Source organism: Pseudidiomarina tainanensis (assembly GCF_004214835.1).
Lineage (GTDB): Bacteria > Pseudomonadota > Gammaproteobacteria > Enterobacterales > Alteromonadaceae > Pseudidiomarina > Pseudidiomarina tainanensis.
This window is the reverse complement of sequence record NZ_PIQJ01000001.1, coordinates 1029296-1047759: the sequence shown is the minus strand read 5'-3', so window position 1 is coordinate 1047759 and position 18464 is coordinate 1029296. Positions and strand designations below refer to the sequence as shown.

21 protein-coding genes are annotated in these 18464 nt (G+C 47.0%); 9 read left to right on the top strand and 12 right to left on the bottom strand.

Annotated features, from left to right (window positions below):
- Positions 1 to 17 precede the first annotated feature (17 nt).
- The 4 genes from frr to rpsB form a co-directional block, all read right to left on the bottom strand.
- A complete protein-coding gene (gene frr / locus CWI82_RS05170; protein WP_407681423.1) occupies positions 18 to 539 on the bottom strand; it encodes a ribosome recycling factor in 522 nt (173 codons plus the stop codon).
- Between the two features lie 76 nt (positions 540 to 615).
- Entirely contained in the window at positions 616 to 1362 is a 747-nt protein-coding gene (gene pyrH, locus CWI82_RS05165) for a UMP kinase (protein WP_092855274.1), read from the bottom strand.
- 113 nt (positions 1363 to 1475) lie between these two features.
- Positions 1476 to 2354, bottom strand: a complete 879-nt coding sequence (gene tsf / locus CWI82_RS05160) for a translation elongation factor Ts (protein WP_130202854.1) — start codon at positions 2352 to 2354, stop codon at positions 1476 to 1478.
- Between the two features lie 25 nt (positions 2355 to 2379).
- Complete coding sequence (gene rpsB / locus CWI82_RS05155; RefSeq protein WP_092855279.1) at positions 2380 to 3111, bottom strand: 30S ribosomal protein S2; 732 nt, start codon at positions 3109 to 3111, stop codon at positions 2380 to 2382.
- A 269-nt stretch (positions 3112 to 3380) separates the two neighbouring features.
- Here rpsB and map point away from each other — a divergent pair, with 269 nt between their 5' ends.
- The 3 genes from map to dapD are packed head-to-tail and all read left to right on the top strand — an operon-like array spanning position 3381 to position 7644.
- On the top strand, positions 3381 to 4169 hold the full coding sequence (gene map, locus CWI82_RS05150) for a type I methionyl aminopeptidase (protein WP_092855282.1): 789 nt from the start codon (positions 3381 to 3383) through the stop codon (positions 4167 to 4169).
- Between the two features lie 3 nt (positions 4170 to 4172).
- Complete coding sequence (glnD, locus tag CWI82_RS05145) at positions 4173 to 6776, top strand: [protein-PII] uridylyltransferase (RefSeq protein WP_092855284.1); 2604 nt, start codon at positions 4173 to 4175, stop codon at positions 6774 to 6776.
- 43 nt (positions 6777 to 6819) lie between these two features.
- On the top strand, positions 6820 to 7644 hold the full coding sequence (gene dapD / locus CWI82_RS05140; protein ID WP_092855286.1) for a 2,3,4,5-tetrahydropyridine-2,6-dicarboxylate N-succinyltransferase: 825 nt from the start codon (positions 6820 to 6822) through the stop codon (positions 7642 to 7644).
- Here dapD and truC read toward each other — a convergent pair.
- Positions 7641 to 8366, bottom strand: coding sequence for a tRNA pseudouridine(65) synthase TruC (gene truC, locus CWI82_RS05135; RefSeq protein WP_130202853.1), 726 nt, complete (start codon positions 8364 to 8366; stop codon positions 7641 to 7643). The genes dapD and truC overlap by 4 nt on opposite strands.
- Positions 8359 to 8703: a YqcC family protein gene (locus CWI82_RS05130; protein WP_092855290.1), complete on the bottom strand. Its 345-nt coding sequence runs from the start codon at positions 8701 to 8703 to the stop codon at positions 8359 to 8361. The genes truC and CWI82_RS05130 overlap by 8 nt, the downstream gene beginning before the upstream one ends.
- A gap of 72 nt (positions 8704 to 8775) precedes the next feature.
- On the opposite strand from CWI82_RS05130, the gene CWI82_RS05125 reads away from it, so the two are divergent.
- Both CWI82_RS05125 and CWI82_RS05120 read left to right on the top strand, forming a co-directional pair.
- Positions 8776 to 9825 carry a DUF3549 family protein gene (locus tag CWI82_RS05125; protein WP_165383878.1) on the top strand — a complete coding sequence of 350 codons (1050 nt, stop codon included), beginning with the start codon at positions 8776 to 8778 and terminating at the stop codon, positions 9823 to 9825.
- Positions 9822 to 10133, top strand: coding sequence for a DUF3301 domain-containing protein (locus CWI82_RS05120; RefSeq protein WP_165383877.1), 312 nt, complete (start codon positions 9822 to 9824; stop codon positions 10131 to 10133). Before CWI82_RS05125 ends, CWI82_RS05120 begins: the two co-directional genes overlap by 4 nt.
- A gap of 4 nt (positions 10134 to 10137) precedes the next feature.
- Here CWI82_RS05120 and CWI82_RS05115 read toward each other — a convergent pair whose 3' ends face one another.
- The 3 genes from CWI82_RS05115 to syd form a co-directional block, all read right to left on the bottom strand.
- Positions 10138 to 10464, bottom strand: coding sequence for a DUF962 domain-containing protein (locus tag CWI82_RS05115; protein WP_130202851.1), 327 nt, complete (start codon positions 10462 to 10464; stop codon positions 10138 to 10140).
- A complete protein-coding gene (locus CWI82_RS05110) occupies positions 10451 to 11113 on the bottom strand; it encodes a GNAT family N-acetyltransferase (protein WP_092855298.1) in 663 nt (220 codons plus the stop codon). The genes CWI82_RS05115 and CWI82_RS05110 overlap by 14 nt, the downstream gene beginning before the upstream one ends.
- A 144-nt stretch (positions 11114 to 11257) precedes the next feature.
- Positions 11258 to 11830, bottom strand: a complete 573-nt coding sequence (syd, locus tag CWI82_RS05105; protein WP_092855300.1) for a SecY-interacting protein — start codon at positions 11828 to 11830, stop codon at positions 11258 to 11260.
- 96 nt (positions 11831 to 11926) lie between these two features.
- On the opposite strand from syd, the gene queF reads away from it, so the two are divergent.
- From queF to CWI82_RS05085, 4 genes are all read left to right on the top strand, one after another.
- Positions 11927 to 12757, top strand: coding sequence for an NADPH-dependent 7-cyano-7-deazaguanine reductase QueF (queF, locus tag CWI82_RS05100; RefSeq protein ID WP_092855302.1), 831 nt, complete (start codon positions 11927 to 11929; stop codon positions 12755 to 12757).
- 19 nt (positions 12758 to 12776) lie between these two features.
- Positions 12777 to 14132 (top strand): nucleotide 5'-monophosphate nucleosidase PpnN, encoded by a 1356-nt coding sequence (ppnN, locus tag CWI82_RS05095; RefSeq protein ID WP_092855304.1) that lies wholly within the window; start codon positions 12777 to 12779, stop codon positions 14130 to 14132.
- A 22-nt stretch (positions 14133 to 14154) separates the two neighbouring features.
- On the top strand, positions 14155 to 14526 hold the full coding sequence (locus tag CWI82_RS05090) for a DUF3192 domain-containing protein (RefSeq protein WP_092855306.1): 372 nt from the start codon (positions 14155 to 14157) through the stop codon (positions 14524 to 14526).
- A 97-nt stretch (positions 14527 to 14623) separates the two neighbouring features.
- Positions 14624 to 15628, top strand: a complete 1005-nt coding sequence (locus CWI82_RS05085; protein WP_092855308.1) for an isocitrate dehydrogenase — start codon at positions 14624 to 14626, stop codon at positions 15626 to 15628.
- Positions 15629 to 15708: 80 nt separating this feature from the next.
- On the opposite strand, the gene rlmM is transcribed toward CWI82_RS05085, so the two are convergent.
- The 3 genes from rlmM to CWI82_RS05070 form a co-directional block, all read right to left on the bottom strand.
- A complete protein-coding gene (gene rlmM, locus CWI82_RS05080; protein WP_130202850.1) occupies positions 15709 to 16800 on the bottom strand; it encodes a 23S rRNA (cytidine(2498)-2'-O)-methyltransferase RlmM in 1092 nt (363 codons plus the stop codon).
- Positions 16801 to 16928: 128 nt separating this feature from the next.
- Positions 16929 to 17564 carry an alpha/beta family hydrolase gene (locus CWI82_RS05075; protein WP_130202849.1) on the bottom strand — a complete coding sequence of 212 codons (636 nt, stop codon included), beginning with the start codon at positions 17562 to 17564 and terminating at the stop codon, positions 16929 to 16931.
- A complete protein-coding gene (locus CWI82_RS05070; RefSeq protein WP_165383903.1) occupies positions 17557 to 18459 on the bottom strand; it encodes a transcriptional regulator GcvA in 903 nt (300 codons plus the stop codon). Before CWI82_RS05070 ends, CWI82_RS05075 begins: the two co-directional genes overlap by 8 nt.
- Between the last annotated feature and the right edge of the window lie 5 nt (positions 18460 to 18464).

The following is an 18464-nucleotide window of genomic DNA, read 5'->3' as shown; positions in this document are numbered from 1 at the left end:
GGAATACAAATGACTGCTTAAACTTCCATCAAATCTTTTTCTTTTTCAGCCAGCAGTTCATCAATTTTTGCGATGTAAGTGTCAGTAAGCTTCTGAATTTCATCAGTGCCTTTACGTTCTTCATCTTCAGTGATTTCTTTTTCTTTCAATAATTCTTTCAAATCATTATTCGCATCGCGACGAATGTTGCGAACCGCAACACGCCCCTGCTCAGCTTCAGCGCGCACAACTTTCACTAAATCGCGACGACGCTCTTCGGTCAGTGGCGGTAGTGGCACACGAATAACAGTACCTGCCGCGGCCGGATTCAACCCTAGATCTGAGGTCATGATGGCTTTTTCAACTGCAGCGCTTGAAGATTTATCAAACACCGTAATCGCCAGTGTTCGTGAATCTTCAACAGTAATGTTAGCCAGTTGCTTCAATGGCGTATCAGCGCCGTAATATGGCACCATAATACCGTCTAGAATGCTTGGGTGCGCACGCCCGGTGCGAACCTTTGAAATTTGTGAGCGCAGCGCTTCAACACTCTTTTCCATACGCTGCTTGGCGTCTTGCTTAATTTCGTTTATCACGTTTTTATCCTTTCAATTCTTAGTGCACAAACTCTTTGGTTTATGCTTGCTCAATCACGCTTTCACTGGCTATTAGTGTACCTTCTTCTTCGCCCATAATCACGGCTCTTAACGCACCGGGTTTATTCATATTAAACACACGAATCGGTAAATTATGGTCGCGAGCAAGCGTAAACGCCGCTAAATCCATGACTTTAAGCTGTTGTTGTAGTACGTCATTATAACTGATTTGACGGAACAATTTGGCGTTTGGATCTTTGACTGGATCCGCAGAGAACACCCCGTCAACTTTCGTTCCTTTGAGCACTAAGTCAGCTTCGATTTCAATGCCGCGTAGGCAAGCTGCTGAATCAGTGGTAAAGAATGGGTTACCGGTACCGGCCGAAAATATCACGACTCGACCCGATTTTAATAAACTAATCGCGTCTGCCCAATTATAGCTATCGCAAACACCATTTAATTCAATGGCTGACATCAATCGTGCGTTCACAAACGCACGATGCAGTGCATCACGCATCGCCAAGCCGTTCATTACGGTTGCCAACATGCCCATATGATCACCAACCACACGGTTCATCCCAGCTTTAGCGAGGCCTTCACCGCGAAATAGGTTACCACCGCCAATCACTAATCCAACTTGAACGCCCAGTTCAACCAATTCTTTAATTTCCTGAGCCATGCGGTCTAAAACTTTTGCATCAATGCCAAAAGGCTCATCGCCCATTAGCGCTTCACCGCTTAATTTTAAAAGTACACGGCGGTATGCAGGTTTGCTACTTGGTGTCATAAGTTCGCTCCATGTTCAGGTTTTGAGGGGGTTCACCTTAAAAAAAACCGCATCCTGCCGAGCAGGATGCGGTTTCTATTATCGACTGTCTGTCGTCGGCAGCGTCATTGGCATTAAGCCTTTTTCGCAGCTGCCATTTGCGCTTGTACTTCAGCAGCGAAGTCTTCAGCTTTCTTCTCAATACCTTCACCCACTTCAAAGCGAACAAAAGTAAGAACGTCAGCGCCTTTCTGCTTCAGTAAATCTGCAACAGTGATTGATGGATCTTTCACGAAAGCTTGACCAGTTAAGCTGATTTCGCCAGTGAATTTACGCATACGGCCTTCAACCATTTTCTCAGCGATGTCTTGTGGCTTGCCACTTTGCATTGCGATATCAAGTTGAATAGCACGCTCTTTCTCAACCACTTCAGCTGATACGTCTTCAGGCTTCACAAACTGTGGAGCGCTTGCTGCAACGTGCATTGCTAAATCTTTAGCTAGGTCAGAATCACCACCAGTGATTGCAACCAATACACCAATACGGCCGCCGTGAACGTAAGCTTCAACCAAGTCACCACCTTCAATAGTGATCACACGGCGAACGTTCATGTTCTCACCGATTTTCGCAACGAGTGCTTCGCGAACTTCTTCAACAGTGCCGTCACCGATGTTGGTCGCTTTCAGCGCTTCAACGTCAGTGTGCTTATTAGCGAATGCCGCATCGATAACTTTGCTACCAAATGCTAAGAAGCTTTCGTCACGTGCAACGAAGTCAGTTTCACAGTTCAATTCAACCAAAGTACCTACGTTACCTTCAGTCTTAGTCAGGATTACACCTTCAGCAGCTACGCGACCAGCTTTCTTAGCTGCTTTCGCTTGACCACTTTTACGCATGTTTTCGATCGCCGCGTCGATATCGCCGCCGGTCTCTTCCAATGCTTTTTTGCAATCCATCATGCCAGCGCCAGTGCGCTCGCGCAGTTCTTTAACCAGAGCTGCTGTAATAGCCATGTATTTGTCCTCTAATCAGATGACTTTATTCAGTTTCTTCAGCTTCAACGAAGTCGTCAGCTTTACCTTCAACAACAACGCCGCGCGCGTCGTTGATAGCTGCAGCTGCTGCGTTCAAGTACAGTTGTACTGCACGAATCGCATCGTCGTTACCAGGAATTACGTAATCAACGCCATCAGGGTTTGAGTTAGTATCAACAACCGAGATAACTGGGATACCCAGGTTATTCGCTTCTTTAATTGCAATGTGCTCGTGATCAGCATCAATTACAAACAATACATCTGGCAAGCCAGCCATATCTTTGATACCACCAAGGCTCTTCTCTAGCTTTTCCATTTCGCGGGTATTAACCAACGCTTCTTTCTTGGTCAGCTTTTCGAAAGTGCCGTCTTGGCTCATGGTTTCAAGTTCTTTTAAGCGCTTGATTGATTGACGGACAGTTTTCCAGTTCGTCAACATACCACCTAACCAACGGTGATTTACATAAAACTGCTTACAGTTAACTGCAGCTTCTTGTACTGAGTCTGCTGCTGCACGTTTAGTACCAACAAACAAAATTTTACCTTTGTTTGAAGCAACGTGTTGCAAGAAGTTCAACGCGTCGTTGAACATCGGCACAGTTTTCTCAAGGTTGATGATATGAATCTTGTTACGCGCGCCAAAAATGAATGGCTTCATTTTTGGGTTCCAGAAACGGGTTTGGTGACCGAAGTGTACACCAGCTTTCAGCATGTCACGCATAGACACGTTTGCCATGATAATTTTCCTTTTTAAGGGGTTATGCCTCCATACATCCCATAGTTCGACCCGTAACGTCATTGCGTATTTGGGCACCCCGAGCTATGTGTCGATGTATGTGTGTGTTTAAGTTAGTTTTCGTGCAATCAGAAATTGCGGGCGCTTTATACCATAAACCTTTACTGCAAATCAAGTTTTATGCGGCTATCACCATGCTTCACGATGCTCAGGTTTACTGGTAAACTATGCGCAATTTTATTGACTTAAGCAGGGACTTAACAAGCCTCATGAGTATTAGTATTAAAACGCCTGAAGAAATCGAAAAAATGCGTGCGGCCGGAAAGTTGGCGGCGGACGTATTAGAAATGATTGGTCCATACATCAAAGCTGGCGTTACCACCGCTGAGATTGACCAGATCTGTCACGATTATATTGTTTCTCACGGCGCTATCCCTGCTCCACTAAATTATCACGGCTTCCCGAAGTCGGTATGCACCTCATTAAATCATGTTGTTTGTCATGGCATTCCAAATGAAAAGCCATTGAAAGAAGGCGACATCATGAACTTGGATGTGACCGTTAAACTCAATGGTTACCACGGCGACACTTCGAAAATGTTTGTTGTTGGCAAACCGAGTATTTTGGCTGAGCGTCTGATTCGCGTCACTCAAGAGTCACTCTACATGGCTATCAAAATGGTCAAACCGGGTATGCGCACTGGTGACTTCGCGGCGGTTATTCAAAAGCATGCTGAACAGCACGGTTACTCGATTGTACGTGAATATTGTGGTCACGGCATTGGCGCCGTATTCCATGAAGAGCCACAGATTTTGCATTATGGCACCGCAGGTACCGGCGACCTATTACAGCCGGGCATGTGTTTTACTATCGAACCGATGGTTAACGCGGGCAAACGTCACACCAAACTCATGCGCGACGGTTGGACGGTACTCACCAAAGACCGCAGTTTGAGCGCTCAGTGGGAACACACACTGTTAGTCACCGAAGACGGTGTCGAAGTATTAACGTTGCGTAGCGATGAAGACTTGCCGCGCGTTATTCGCCACACGAGTTAAATCATGCTTAGCGCCCCACCCCGTTGGCCAAACCCGGTCACCTTAAGCACGGGGCGCGAATGCCTTGAAGCTTATCATCAATGGCAGGCCGATGCGTTTGTAACGGCCGACATCGAGTTTTTACTTGCTGATCGCAGTGCATTTATCGATACACTGCTACAACAGCTATGGCAGCAATTTGAATTAAATCAAAGCCAACTCAGTTTAATTGCGGTCGGCGGTTATGGCCGCGGCGCCTTGCATCCCCAGTCCGACATCGATTTATTATTTCTGCATGCTGAGCCGCTGTCATCGCGTGAAAAAGAACATATTCAACACATCATTCAGTTTCTCTGGGATCTGCGCCTCGATGTTGGGCATAGCGTGCGCACACCGAGCCAATGCATCGAGCAAGCTGCAGACGATGTCACTGTTGCCACCAGCTTATTGGAACAACGTTTACTCTGTGGAAACAAAGCGCTTGCCGACCAGTTTTTATGGCAAGTACAACGAGAGTTTCCATGGTCGAGTCGTGCTTACTATCAAGCGAAATACGCCGAGCAACAAGAGCGCCATCAACGCTACCATGGCACTGCGTATAATCTAGAGCCAAACGTTAAGAGCACACCAGGCGGCTTACGCGATATTCAAACCATTAGTTGGATTGCCAAGCGTCACTTTCATACGCAAAACGATGAAACCCTAGTCCAACACGGCTATATCACTGCCGAAGAGTTACTCGAGCTCAGAGAATATCAACAGTTATTGGGCCGGATTCGGTTTGCTCTACACCTTGAGGCAGCAAAAAAAGAAGACCGTTTACTGTTTGATTATCAACCGGGTGTTGCCGCTCGCCTCGGTTATGGCGAGCCCGGTAAGCATGCGGTTGAAGCCTTAATGAAGGACTACTTTAATGCCGTGGTCGGTGTCACTGAACTCAACGAAATGTTGCTGCAGTTTTTTGAGCAGAGCATCCTAAGTAGTAAACATATCGAGCCGTTGCATCTTAACGAGAATTTTGAAGCCTACGGGCCATTGATTGCGGCCCGTCACGTCAATGTATTTGACGATCCTCGTCATTTATTACAATGCATGCTGTTAGTTGCTGAGCACTCTCAATTAAAGCAGCTGCAGGCACAAACGCTCCGTTTATTGCGTAATGCGAGACGGCAACTACGCCAGCCATTAAATAATGATGCGGCGTGTCGGCAGTTGTTTATGCGACTATTACGCCATCCGAATGGTTGTGGCGATGCTTTCCGCCTCATGCATAAGCATCAAATATTGGCGAATTATTTGCCGCAGTGGCAGCAAATTGTTGGGCAAATGCAATTCGATTTATTTCATGCCTACACCGTCGATGAGCACACGTTCCGTTTGGTTCGAAACCTATACCGTTATACCGATAGCGACTACAACGAAGAGTTTCCGCTGTGCGCCGAAATCGTCAGCAGCATGGACAAACCTGAGCTGCTCTATCTTGCCGGAATTTTTCACGACATCGCCAAAGGGCGCGGCGGTGATCACTCTGAGCTTGGCGAAATTGACGCATTAAACTTTGCTCGCTTACACGAGTTGAAAGCTGAAGATGGCAAGTTGATCGCTTGGCTTGTGCGCAATCATTTAGTGATGTCTGTCACTGCGCAAAAACGTGATATCCATGATCCTGAAGTGGTTCGACAATTTGCTGAACAGGTCGGTAATCAACGATATCTTGATTATCTCTACTGTTTAACGGTGGCTGATATTCGCGCCACCAACAGTAGTTTGTGGAACAACTGGAAAGCGACATTACTTGAGAATCTCTATCAATCCACCAAGCAGTTTCTAGCCCAAAGTAAACCGTCGGCAGCTGGCGAAATGCGCCAACGGATTCATCAGCACCAAGCGCATGCAATGGGCTTGCTACTGAGCCTTGGGTTTGCCGCACAAGCAGTGAACGAATTGTGGAGCCGGTTTACAGCCGACTATTTTTTACGCCATCAACCTGAGCAGATTGCTTGGCACTCACAATATATTTTGCAAGTTCACTCGGATGAGCAATTACCACTGATTTTAGTCGGTGACGAAAATAATCAAGGTACTACCGAGCTATTTGTTTATCACCTAGAGCATGAAAACTTATTCGCTGCGGTGGCCGCGGTACTGGATAGCCAAGCACTGAGCATTCACGATGCACAAATTTTGGCGACACGCGATGGTTATGTCATGGATACCTTTGTGGTGTTGCAAGACGATGGCGAGCCTCTGACGGATATTCGTCGTATCGAATCATTGAAACAGCAACTGCACGATGTATTACGTCAACGCCAATCTGCACCAAATGCTCAACGACGACTACCGCGGCGTTTGCGTAGCTTTAATGTGGCAACCAAAATTGAGTTTGTCAGCGAACGCAATCCGCGTCGCACAGCGTTTGAATTAACGGCACTGGATCGACCCGGGTTAGTGGCACGAGTGGCAAAAGTCCTCCAAGCATTGGATTTAAATATACTTACCGCTAAAATCACCACGGTTGGCGAGCAGGCGGAGGACTTATTTATTATCACCACCCGCCGCAATGAAGCCTTAGATAACGAACAAAAGCAGCAATTGCGCAAGCAAATCATTGCTGCACTCGACCATTAAAACGTCTCATTTGACGTACGATTAAGTAGTAATAGGATATTTCATGAGCACATTACAAGCACGTATTGAAGCCGCATTTGAGCAACGCGCGGATATTTCACCCAGCCGAGTTCCGGCCGAACTACAACGTGATTTGACTGACGTGATTCAAAAAATTGATCAAGGAGAATACCGTGTCGCCGAAAAAGTTGACGGCAAGTGGGTTGTCAACGAATGGCTGAAAAAGGCCGTGCTACTGTCGTTTCGCACGCAAGATAACCACGTCATGAACGGCGGTGAAACGCGCTTCTTTGACAAAGTTGATAGTAAGTTTATTGGCTATGACGATGCTCGTTTCCGTGCCGAGGGAATGCGTGTGGTGCCACCAGCAATGGTACGAAAAGGTGCATTTATCGGTCGCAACGTCGTCCTTATGCCATCGTATGTGAATATTGGCGCTTATGTTGATGAAGGCACCATGGTTGATACGTGGGCTACGGTCGGTTCATGCGCTCAGATTGGTAAAAATGTACATTTGTCAGGCGGCGTGGGGATTGGTGGCGTCTTAGAGCCATTGCAAGCTGCCCCAACAATCATTGAAGACAACTGTTTTATTGGCGCACGCTCAGAAATCGTTGAGGGCGTAATCGTCGAAGAAGGCGCGGTGATTTCTATGGGGGTTTATATTGGCCAAAGCACCCGTATTTATGATCGTGAAACCGGTGAAATTCACTATGGCCGTGTGCCTGCAGGTGCCGTTGTTGTGCCAGGCACCCTGCCTGCAAAAGACGGTACTCACAGCCTCTATGCCGCCATCATTGTGAAAAAAGTTGATGCGAAAACACGTGCAAAAGTTGGCATCAATGAGTTATTACGTGCCGCCGACTAATCTTCGTTAGCAAACGGTAATAACAAATCCTGCGGTAACGGCAGTTCGATTCGAACTGCCGTTTTCGTATACGGATGTTCAAATGCGAGTGTCGTTGCCGCAAGCATCAAGCGGTGTAAGTTGAAGTGCTCTCTAAAAAACCGGTTATGGCGCCCGTCACCATGATGACTGTCACCAATAATTGGATGGCGTAAATGCGCCATATGGCGCCGCAGTTGATGCTTGCGGCCAGTGCGCGGCTTCAGTTCCATTAACGAGTAACGCGATGTTGCATGCCGTTTGCCAACCGCAAACGGTAACTCAATTTGTTTCAAGCAACGATACTCAGTTACGGCAGTTTGAGCTTCTTTGTTCGGATCGGCCTGAGCATCCGCAATTTTGTCGAGTTCTTCTTTTAGTGGGTAGTCCAAAACACCGTCTTGCAAATACCCACGCACCACAGCATGGTAGATTTTCTCAACCTGACGACTTGCAAATAATTCAGTGGTTAAACGGGCCGTATCGGCATCTTTTGCGAACAATAAAATACCGGACGTTGGACGATCAAGACGGTGCACGGGATACACCCGCTGACCGATTTGATCGCGCACCTTTTGCAGCGCAAATTCAGTCGCTTCGCGCGCTATCCAACTGCGGTGAACGAGCAACCCACTAGGTTTATCAATCGCCACGAAATAATCGTCATGAAAGACGATGGGCAATTCGTTGGTCGCACTAGACATCTTCGGCTAGTGGGTCTGCCCCACTGAGTAAGATATCGAATTCACGTAAACTTGAGATAAGCCCTTCATGATGCTCGAGCTCTTCACGATACACATGCGTTGCCATTGGACTTACCGCGATATTCTGCGGTAACGGATGTTCACCATCGAGCATCGCCCACATTCGTGGCAACATTATAAATTGCAGCCATTGATGAAAATCTAAGGTATCCATTGCAAACGGTTCCGTACTTTCAAGCGCTTGCGCTGACGGATAATGGGTTTGCCATAAGCCCAAACAATTTAGTTCTGCTTCAATTCGTTCCAGTAAACGCGCTGCGCGTTGTCGTTGGTCCATGACTACCTCCACGACTTATTTTAGTTATAATGGGCGACATCTTTAAGCAAAATGATAAATGTTGCAAGTTTCATGACCATGACAAACCTGGCTGAGTTACTCAGCGAAAGCCATAGTGATTACCTCGTTTACGATTTAGGCCGCCGTGTTCAGCCACTTGAATCACAAGTATTTGATGCCATTTGTGCGCAACAGCGCCCTTATCCGTATCCGCTACAAGACCATGCGTGGTTTGCTGTCGTGTTTTGGCCCAAACTGCAAGCTGAGCAGCCCGAGCCATTCTTATGGTTCCTTAAAATGCCGCTCGACGAGCGCGGTTTATTAAACCATGCCGCACAACAGGAATTCATGGCCCACGTGATTGCACTGCTTGGTCAGCAAATTACTGGCGCGCTAAGCGATGAACAAGAGCAACAATTGCAGCAATCGGCTTATTTGTTCACCCCATCAGAAGCGAAACGCGCTGCCCTTCATGCTCAGCTCATTACGACTTGGCAGCGTCCGCCCTCGCGTTATTTTAGCGCTGCGCTTACTGAGTTCCAAACGCCAACGCCTGATGGTTGGCAGCATCTTGGTCTGCAAGGTATTCATGATGTCGCGATGCGTTTGGCTGAGCATCCGGAGGTGGTTAAGGCGATAACAGAAAACTTTGCCACCTACCCTGAGCCATTACAGAATGCGTTAGCCGAAGCATTAGAACATACTCAGCCGCCCGTTCAATTACGCGATAAATTGTTACCTCTTTTAAACGCTGAGCAGATGCAGTTACGAATGAATGCACTGCGCGCCCTCGCAGGCTTTGCTAACACCGCCGAAATGCAACAAGCACTCGGCCAACGCATTCCTCTCGCAACGGCCGATGAACTGGTTATTATAACCGCGCGGCTATGGCCAGCCTTGATTGGTGCTTCACCTGAAGGTGCAAGTAGTGGTTCAAGTTTAATGGAAAGCTATCTCCTGCGCTTAGCCGAGCTCAATAATGCTGCCCTGTTTGCTGGCATTGTGCGTGACCTTTTACGATTACCAGAAACTCGTATATTTGCTTTAGGTCTAGTTCAACGCAATGACTTACCGACGCCTTTATATCAGGTATGGCAACAGTTTATTGGAGCAAAATCATGATACTAGGCGATGCTATTCTGCTTATCGTCGTTGGCTTTATTGTGCTTCTTTTCTGGCAGGGGCGACGCCAAGCTGAACAGGCTCGACGCCATGTTGAACACTACTGTAAACAACATCAATTACAGTTTTTGGATATTGCGTGGCAACGAGGGCGTCCAGCGAAATGGGCACGCCATATTGGTTGGCTGAGTACGTATGAGTTTGGTTTTAGTAGCGATGGCGAAAGCCGTTACGTCGGCCAAGCGAAATTGCTTAATTTGCGTTTGGTCGACGTGCAAGTGCCACCACACCGAGTGCCGAGTGCATAATCAATTAGTTCGGAGCCTTGGGACCCGTTTTCACGCCAATTAGGCGCAACAAGAACTGCCCATACATGACCCAGTCACCCAACAATGAGTATGCCGGATACTTAAATGTCGCCGGCTTATTATGTTCGAAACCTAAATGCCCAAACCATGCAAAACCATAGCCGACAACCGGTATAGCGAATAACCAAAGCCACTGCTGAGTAAAAATAGCGTAGGCTAACACTGCCAACACGAGTGTGCTGCCAATATAATGCATAGCACGACAGCGCGGATCAGAATGCTCAGCTAGGTAATAGGGATAAAACTCTGCGAAACTATTAAACTGCACGATTCACCTCATTCGCTTGAGCCCGTGATTGAAACAACAATTTGCCATGCACATCGCCAACGTCAAGTTCTTGAACGAGTTCATAGCCATTTTGCTCGAATAGTTTCAGGTGCTGCGGTTGTGTCACATAAACCGCCAAACCTCGCGATTGTGGTTCTTCATCAAGTGCCGCTTGAGCTGCACGAACTAACAAATCACCCCAACCTTGTTGTTGATAACGCGGGCTTACTGCAATAAACGCCAACATATGGTAATCGTCACCACCAACAGCTTCTTGAATTAAACGCTCTTTCTCAAGCAACTGCATCGTACTCACGTAACCTGCTGTTAACAGCATTTTTAAGCGCCAATGCCAATATTTGCCGGGACCAAAGCTCTTACCCGGCTGGGTCAAACAAACCACGCCGATGAGCGAGTCACCGTCAAACACGCCCAGCATCGGCTGCTGAGCTTCCCAAAACGCCATTAACTCTTCGCGTATAGCCGCACGCAAACGCTTTTCGTAGTCCGGCTTTTCCGCTTGGAAAATGGCCATCAATAACGCGTCGTCATGATAGGCTTGATAAAGCAATGAGGCCGCCATTTTTAAATCTTCAGCGACTAAGTAAGTTAACTGACCTTCACGCAATTGAGCTGGATTTATTGTTGTCATTATGTGCCCTTTCGTTCGTACTCGGTTTGGTGAGCGTTACTACACCGTTACAACCTCAACGCTCGGATACGTCACTTCTACAACGTGCTTATGCTCAAATTACTTGATCTCAATCAATTTGGCTACACCCTATTAGGCTTCTTATTACGCTGCGTTAGTGACAACTCGTGGTTGAACAATCGTCATAAGCTCGGCGAGCGACGGTGCCAAAATTTCGTGCTGCGGTTGACCGACAAACTCAAGTCCAACTTGGCCGGTCTCATTATCCACCGTAATCAACAAGTCATCGGACTCTTCAGCTAATCCAATAAATAATGTCATGGGTTGACGCAAGCGGCGTTTCATCAGTACATGACCCGCTAGATTAGCTTGTAAGCGTTCGCCGTCTTCATGACAGTGGTTTTGTAATAAAACCAGTGGATGATTATCGTATGACACATTGAGATCTGCAGCATACCAACGTCCGTAGAACGTGGCGATATCCGGATGAAATGGTTGTTCAAGTGCATTTGCAAGGTCTTGAAATTGCAGCGGCTGTTGTTGACGTACGGGTTGCCATACAACGTCTTCGCCCTGCGCTTCCGTTGCCGTTGTTTGGCGTTGATATATCGGCGCCTGCCAATCGTCATGTGCTTCGGTTAAAAGTGGTACATTAGCAGCTGCATAGGCAGCAGTATAACGTTGAATAAAGTCATCAAATACGGTATCAAGCGACATGAAACAGCCCTATGGTTTTTGCTGGTAACTCATTGACAGCGGCGCTACAATGACCGACTGCATTAAAAATGGTAGTGTAACAGGTAATTAAAATCGATGAAGCATGAGCTTGCCCATTTAAACTTGGGTCAACCCACACAATATCCCACGCATTATGACGCCTCGCTGTTGCAGGCGGTTCCACGCCAACTCAACCGGACGCCAATCGGCCTCGCCGAAGGAGCCGAAATACCCTTTCATGGTGACGATATTTGGCATGGTTATGAGCTATCTTGGTTAAACGCGCAAGGCCTTCCGCAGGTTGCGATTGCGGAATTTCGAGTGCCCTGCACGAGTAAAAATTTAATTGAATCGAAGTCGTTTAAACTGTATCTCAATAGCTTTAACGAAAGCCGCTGGGCGCACTGGCAGGACGTACAAGAACAGCTCGCACTTGATCTCTCACATTGTGCTGGGGCACCGGTATCTGTGCGCCTAAACACGGTACAACAGGCGCAACGTATGCCATTCGGTGAATTACCTGGGCACTGCATTGACGAGCAAAATATTGCAATTGAATGTTATGACTACAACCCTGAGCTTTTGCAGTTAAGCTCAACCAAGATCGTGTCTGAAACACTTCACAGTCACTTGTTGAAATCAAACTGCCTTATAACCAATCAACCGGACTGGGGGTCAGTTCTCATTCGCTACCACGGTCCGGCAATTGACCATGCAGCCCTGCTTCGCTATATCGTCTCATTTCGACATCATAATGAGTTTCACGAGCAATGCGTAGAACGGCTCTATATGGATATAAAAACGCGACTCAAACCAACACAGTTAACTGTTTATGCGCGTTATACGCGCCGCGGTGGCTTGGATATAAATCCTTTTCGTTCAGATTTCGAGCCAACACCACAGTCTGTGCGGTTAAGTCGCCAATAATAATGAACAAGGAAACACTATGAGATTCAAGATATCTCCACGTGGCAGCATGAGTTTGCTGTCGCAATTAGAAATTAACCGCTTACAACAAAGCAGTGACGAGCAATTGTATCGTCTGTTTCGTAACTGCTGCTTAGCAGTTTTAAACGCGGGCAGTAATACTGATAGCAGTGAAGAGATTTTCGAAAAATATAAAGATTTTGATGTGAACGTCATTAAATGTGAGCGCGGCGTGCAACTCGAATTAGTGAACCCACCGGCGGAAGCGTTTGTTGATGGTAAGCTGATTGCTGGTATGCAAGAGCTCGTTGAAGCGGTGCTTCGTGATATTCTATTCACGGGCGAACGTTATAATGCACAAACGCTCGATTCAGCCGACACGCATACCCTCACTCACGTTGTTTTCGACATCTTACGCAACGCCCAAGTCGTCCAACCGAACCTCGACCCGAACGTCATTGTTTGTTGGGGCGGTCACTCAATCAACGAAGTTGAGTATAAGTACACGAAAGAAGTGGGTTATCAACTCGGTTTACGTAGCCTCAATATCTGCACCGGTTGTGGACCCGGCGCAATGAAAGGACCAATGAAAGGTGCCACGATTGGCCACGCTAAACAACGGATTGTCGACGGTCGTTACTTAGGCTTCACTGAGCCTGGAATTATTGCTGCAGAGCCACCGAACCCTATCGTGAACGAATTGGTTATCCTGCCGGATATCGAAAAGCGTCTTGAAGCGTTTGTTCGCTGTGCACACGGTATTGTGATATTCCCAGGTGGTGCTGGTACTGCCGAGGAATTGCTATATATTTTGGGTATTTTGATGCATCCAAATAATCAGCGTCAGGTATTACCTATCATTTTAACTGGTCCCGAAAGCAGCCGCGGTTACTTTGAGGCAATTGACGATTTCATTGCTGAAACGCTCGGTCACGAAGCACGTAAACTGTATCAAATCATCATTGCTGATCCTGCCACTGTGGCGAAGACGATGACCCAAGGCGCGCAAGCGGTGAAAGAATATCGCCGTGATACCGGTGATTCTTATTGCTTCAACTGGACCTTACATATTGACGAAGCATTCCAGCGTCCATTTGTGCCCAATCATGATAATGTGCGTAATTTAAACCTGCATCGCGACCAAGAACCTCAAGCTCTTGCGGCTGACCTACGTCGTGCATTTTCCGCAATTGTTGCGGGCAACGTGAAAGACGATGGCATTCGTGCCATTCGTAAGCACGGTGTGTTTGAAATTCATGGTGAGCGCGACATGATGAAGAAGTTGGACGTATTGTTGCGGGCATTCGTCGAACAAAGCCGGATGAAATTGCCAGGATCGGTGTATCATCCATGTTATCGTGTCATTACTGATTAGAATTGCTAGGGAGGCGCAGTCAATGTCGAAAATGCTGAAGGTCGTATTAATCGGCTTTGCTATTTATGCGGCAGCCGCTGCGCTGGTCCTGCACTTTTATCAAGCCGATCCAGAGAATATGAGTTGGCAGGAACGTGAAACGTTCAATTTAAAGCAAATTGGACGATTAAATTTGGGCACGCCACGCGACGACGTAATTCGTTTACTTGGCTCACCAGATATCAGCGAAGCTAAGGCCACTGATAGTGGTGAAGTCCTCATTTTGTTTTATCGTACCCACCACGTAAAGTCTGATGGTATAACAACTCGTGATGAGTGTACGCCACTGCTATTCAAAGACAACGCACTGATCGCTTGGGGTGCTGATGCTTATAGTGAGTATCAATCGTTTTAATGACGCTTAACACCATTCGTTAGGTCAAAATCTGCTATAGTTCGCGCCAATTTCGTACACACATTTTGACGACCCTAGAAGTAAGAAGGTACCCGCAATGAGCACCACAATTACCGTAATCCCAGGTGATGGAATTGGTCCAGACATCATCGATGCAACACTAAAGATTCTTGATAAAGCAGGCTGTGATTTCAACTATGAATTTGCTGATGCCGGTTTAGCTGCGTTGGAAAAAACTGGCGAGCTATTACCCCAAGCAACGCTTGATGCCATTGCGCGTAACAAAGCGACTTTAAAAGGCCCACTGACGACACCAGTCGGTGAAGGCTTTACCTCTATCAACGTGAGTCTGCGTAAACAGTTTAACCTTTACGCCAATGTGCGCCCGGTTAAATCATTTAAAGGTACCAAAGCACGCTACGAAGATATCGACATTATTACCGTGCGCGAAAATACTGAAGGCATGTACTCAGGCCTCGGCCAAGTGGTGTCTGAAGACGGCTCTGAAGCACAAGCGATGAGTAAAATTACCCGCGCGGGTGCTGAGCGCATTGTGCGTTTTGCCTATGAGCTCGCACGCCGTGAAGGTCGCAAAAAAGTAACTGCGGTTCATAAAGCCAATATTTTGAAGTCTACTTCAGGTTTATTCCTGAAAGTAGCGCGCGAAATTGCTGCGGAATACCCAGATATTCAATCGGATGAGATGATTGTTGATGCGGTATGTATGAAGCTGGTGATGAACCCAGAACAGTTTGACGTGATTGTTACCACCAACCTGTTCGGTGATATTTTATCTGATTTATGTGCCGGTTTAGTTGGCGGTCTAGGTATGGCTCCGGGGGCTAACATTGGTGATAACTCTGCTATCTTTGAGGCCGTTCATGGTTCAGCACCGGATATCGCGGGTCAAAACCTAGCGAATCCAACCTCAGTTATTTTAGCTGCTATCCAAATGTTGGAATACCTTGGCATGCAAGATCAGGCGAAACGTATTCTTGCAGCGGTTACCGATGTGATTGCCACAGGCGATCGCACAACCCGCGATTTAGGCGGCAACGGCGGTACTACTGACTTCACTCAAGCAGTGATTGACCGACTGTAATAATTATTGTCGTTGGTTATGAAAAGCCCGATTCCAGTTGGTCTCGGGCTTTTTTGTGATTAACGCAAATGATTTAAAACCTACAACCAGCGAATATGAACGGTGATTTCTTCACGATCGTGATACAGCTGCTTGGCTTGTAACTCAAACCGACCACGCCCCTGCTCTACCAACGTTTGTTTAATATGTTCAAGATACTCAGCAACCGCCGCATAACGTCGTTTCATCGGTAGTTTTAAGTTAAAAATAGCTTCTTTACAGTCGCCGTCAATTAACCAACTTGTCATGAGTTCACCAACGCGCGCTGGCTTTTCCACCATGTCGCACACCAACCAAGTGACATTCTTCTTTTTCGGGCGGTATTTAAAACCGTCCTCACGAACATGTTTCACTTGGCCTGTCTCCATCAAACTTTCTGCCATGGGGCCATTATCAACCGCTTGTACCATCATCCCGCGGCGCACTAACTGATACGTCCAACCGCCCGGCGCAGCCCCCAAATCTACCGCATTCATGCCTGACGTAATCCGTTCTTCACGCTCATGCTCAGGCACAAACACCTGAAAAGCTTCGTCTAGCTTCAATGTCGAACGGCTTGGTGCGTCACTTGGGAAGCGTAGGCGTGGAATACCCATAAGCCATGGCGATTGGTTAAACGAATAAGAAAAACCAATATAGACTTCTTGGTTACTTAAAAAGAATGCATGTAAAGTTGGACGGCGATCGCTCTCTTTTGCCGTCAGCCATTCAATTTTACGCAAGCCCTGACGCAGTGGCACAGTGAACTTACGGCAAAACTTGGACAGCTCTTTGCCATCGTTGGTATCCGGTGTTTCTACCCGAATATCGCCACACGGTTTAACGCCTGCAAAAGCCTCTTGCACGTCTTCATCTAACAATGCGACCTGCACCGCACTCACCCTATCTTCTTGAGGTAAGTCTGTCACATGCGCCAAAATAACGATGAATTGCCGGGTAAAAATAAGTTCACTTAATATCAGCTTCTTAGCTAAGTGTTCGGCCTCTTCAGACTGGCAGCGATACACCACAAACCCCTGCTGTGGTTTGGTTTGGCAATAGCCATAAATACCCAGCGCTGCAGTTTTGTCTTGCAACTCGGCGGCACTATCGTTTTCAAATCCAGGCCGGCAATAGGCCACAATTCCAGTCATTCATAACCCCTTGGTGAAAACGTTTTTCGTTGTTCGATAGCTTCGCTGTTCGTCCGCTACGCTCTTCGTAGATTGATTTCACGAACGGCGCGAAGCGCGCACGAACAGTGAACGAAGTGAACGGACGACTAACGAATAACGCTCTTAATTAATTTCGTTACTTCGTTTACTGCTGCTTGCCATAATTGCTCGCGCGCATAGCCGCTGCGCTTAGTCGGCTCAAGACTGTGATCACCACCCTCAATCCATTTTACGGCAACATTAGCAGGCAAATCATAACGGCGCACTTGTTCAGGTTTGCCAAAATTATCACGCGTACCTTGAATAATCAGATTCTGTACGCAGCAATTATTTAAGTCATCTAGCCTGAGTTTTTCAGGTTTACCAATCGGATGAAATGGAAAACCTAGGGCAATAGCGGCTTTCGCATCCAGCTCATTGGCAAGTCGAAACGCCACACGGGATCCCATCGACTTACCCATTAAAAACAATGGCTTACCATCGTCAAACTGGCTTGCTACGGTGCGCATACAATGCTCGAGTTCAGGCATGCGATTAGGTGGTCGACGTACGCCAGAATCCATGAACTTTTGCCAATACGGAAAGTTGAAGCGCACGACTTCAATATCATTTAATGCCAGCGCTAGTGCGAAATACTGCATGAAATCACTTTGCAAGCCTGCACCAGCGCCATGAGCAAAAATAATCCGAGCCTTACCTTCGGCGTTGTCACGATGAATCGCAACCCGCTGACTATCACTCATAACTGTCCTCTTCTTCTTCGACTACTTGAAGTAGCCAATTTCGGAAGGTGGCGATTTTACCGACTTCTGACTGAGAGTCACGACAAACCAGATAAAAAGACTTTTGCCGCGGTAATGCTTCAGGAAAAATTTGAATCAAATGACCCGCGTCAATCTCTGGCTTTACCAACACGTTGTTGGCTAATGCAATGCCTTGCCCATGCACAGCAGCCTTCAGCGCAAGATTAGAGTGACTAAAAATAGGACCGTTATCACCTTTATCTTTATCGATTCCGACTAATTTGAACCAATCTTTCCAGGCGTTGCGGGTTTCATCATGCAATAGCGTGTGATTCAGTAAATCACGCGGTTCACGTAGCGGCTTCGTGCCGTTTAATAACAACGGCGAACAGACTGGTATCAGATATTCATTATGAAGTTTATACGCTTTTAAGCCCGGCCACTTGCCGGCACCGTAGTATATGGCCACGTCAACATCATCGGTCAACGAGCCATCCACTTCATCGACGGCGCGGATACGCACATCAATATCCGGATAAGCTTCGCGAAATCGACTTAAACGCGGTACAAACCATAAAATGGCAAAGCTAGGGGGTAATGAGATGGTCAAAGAACCACGTTGACTCGCAAACCGAACTTTTTCGGTGGCTTGCACAATGTGGTCAAAAATTTCTTTGAGTTCGAGGTAGTAGGTTTGGCCCTCTGGAGTAAGCAATAACGACCGATTGCGGCGCAAAAATAATTGTACCCCCAAAAAATCCTCAAGTGCTTTCACTTGGTGACTTACCGCAGCTTGGGTGACAAACAACTCATCAGCTGCCCGAGTAAAACTCAGTTGTCGGGCAGCTACTTCAAACGCTTTTAAGGCATTTAATGGGGGTAATTTACGCATCAGTACTC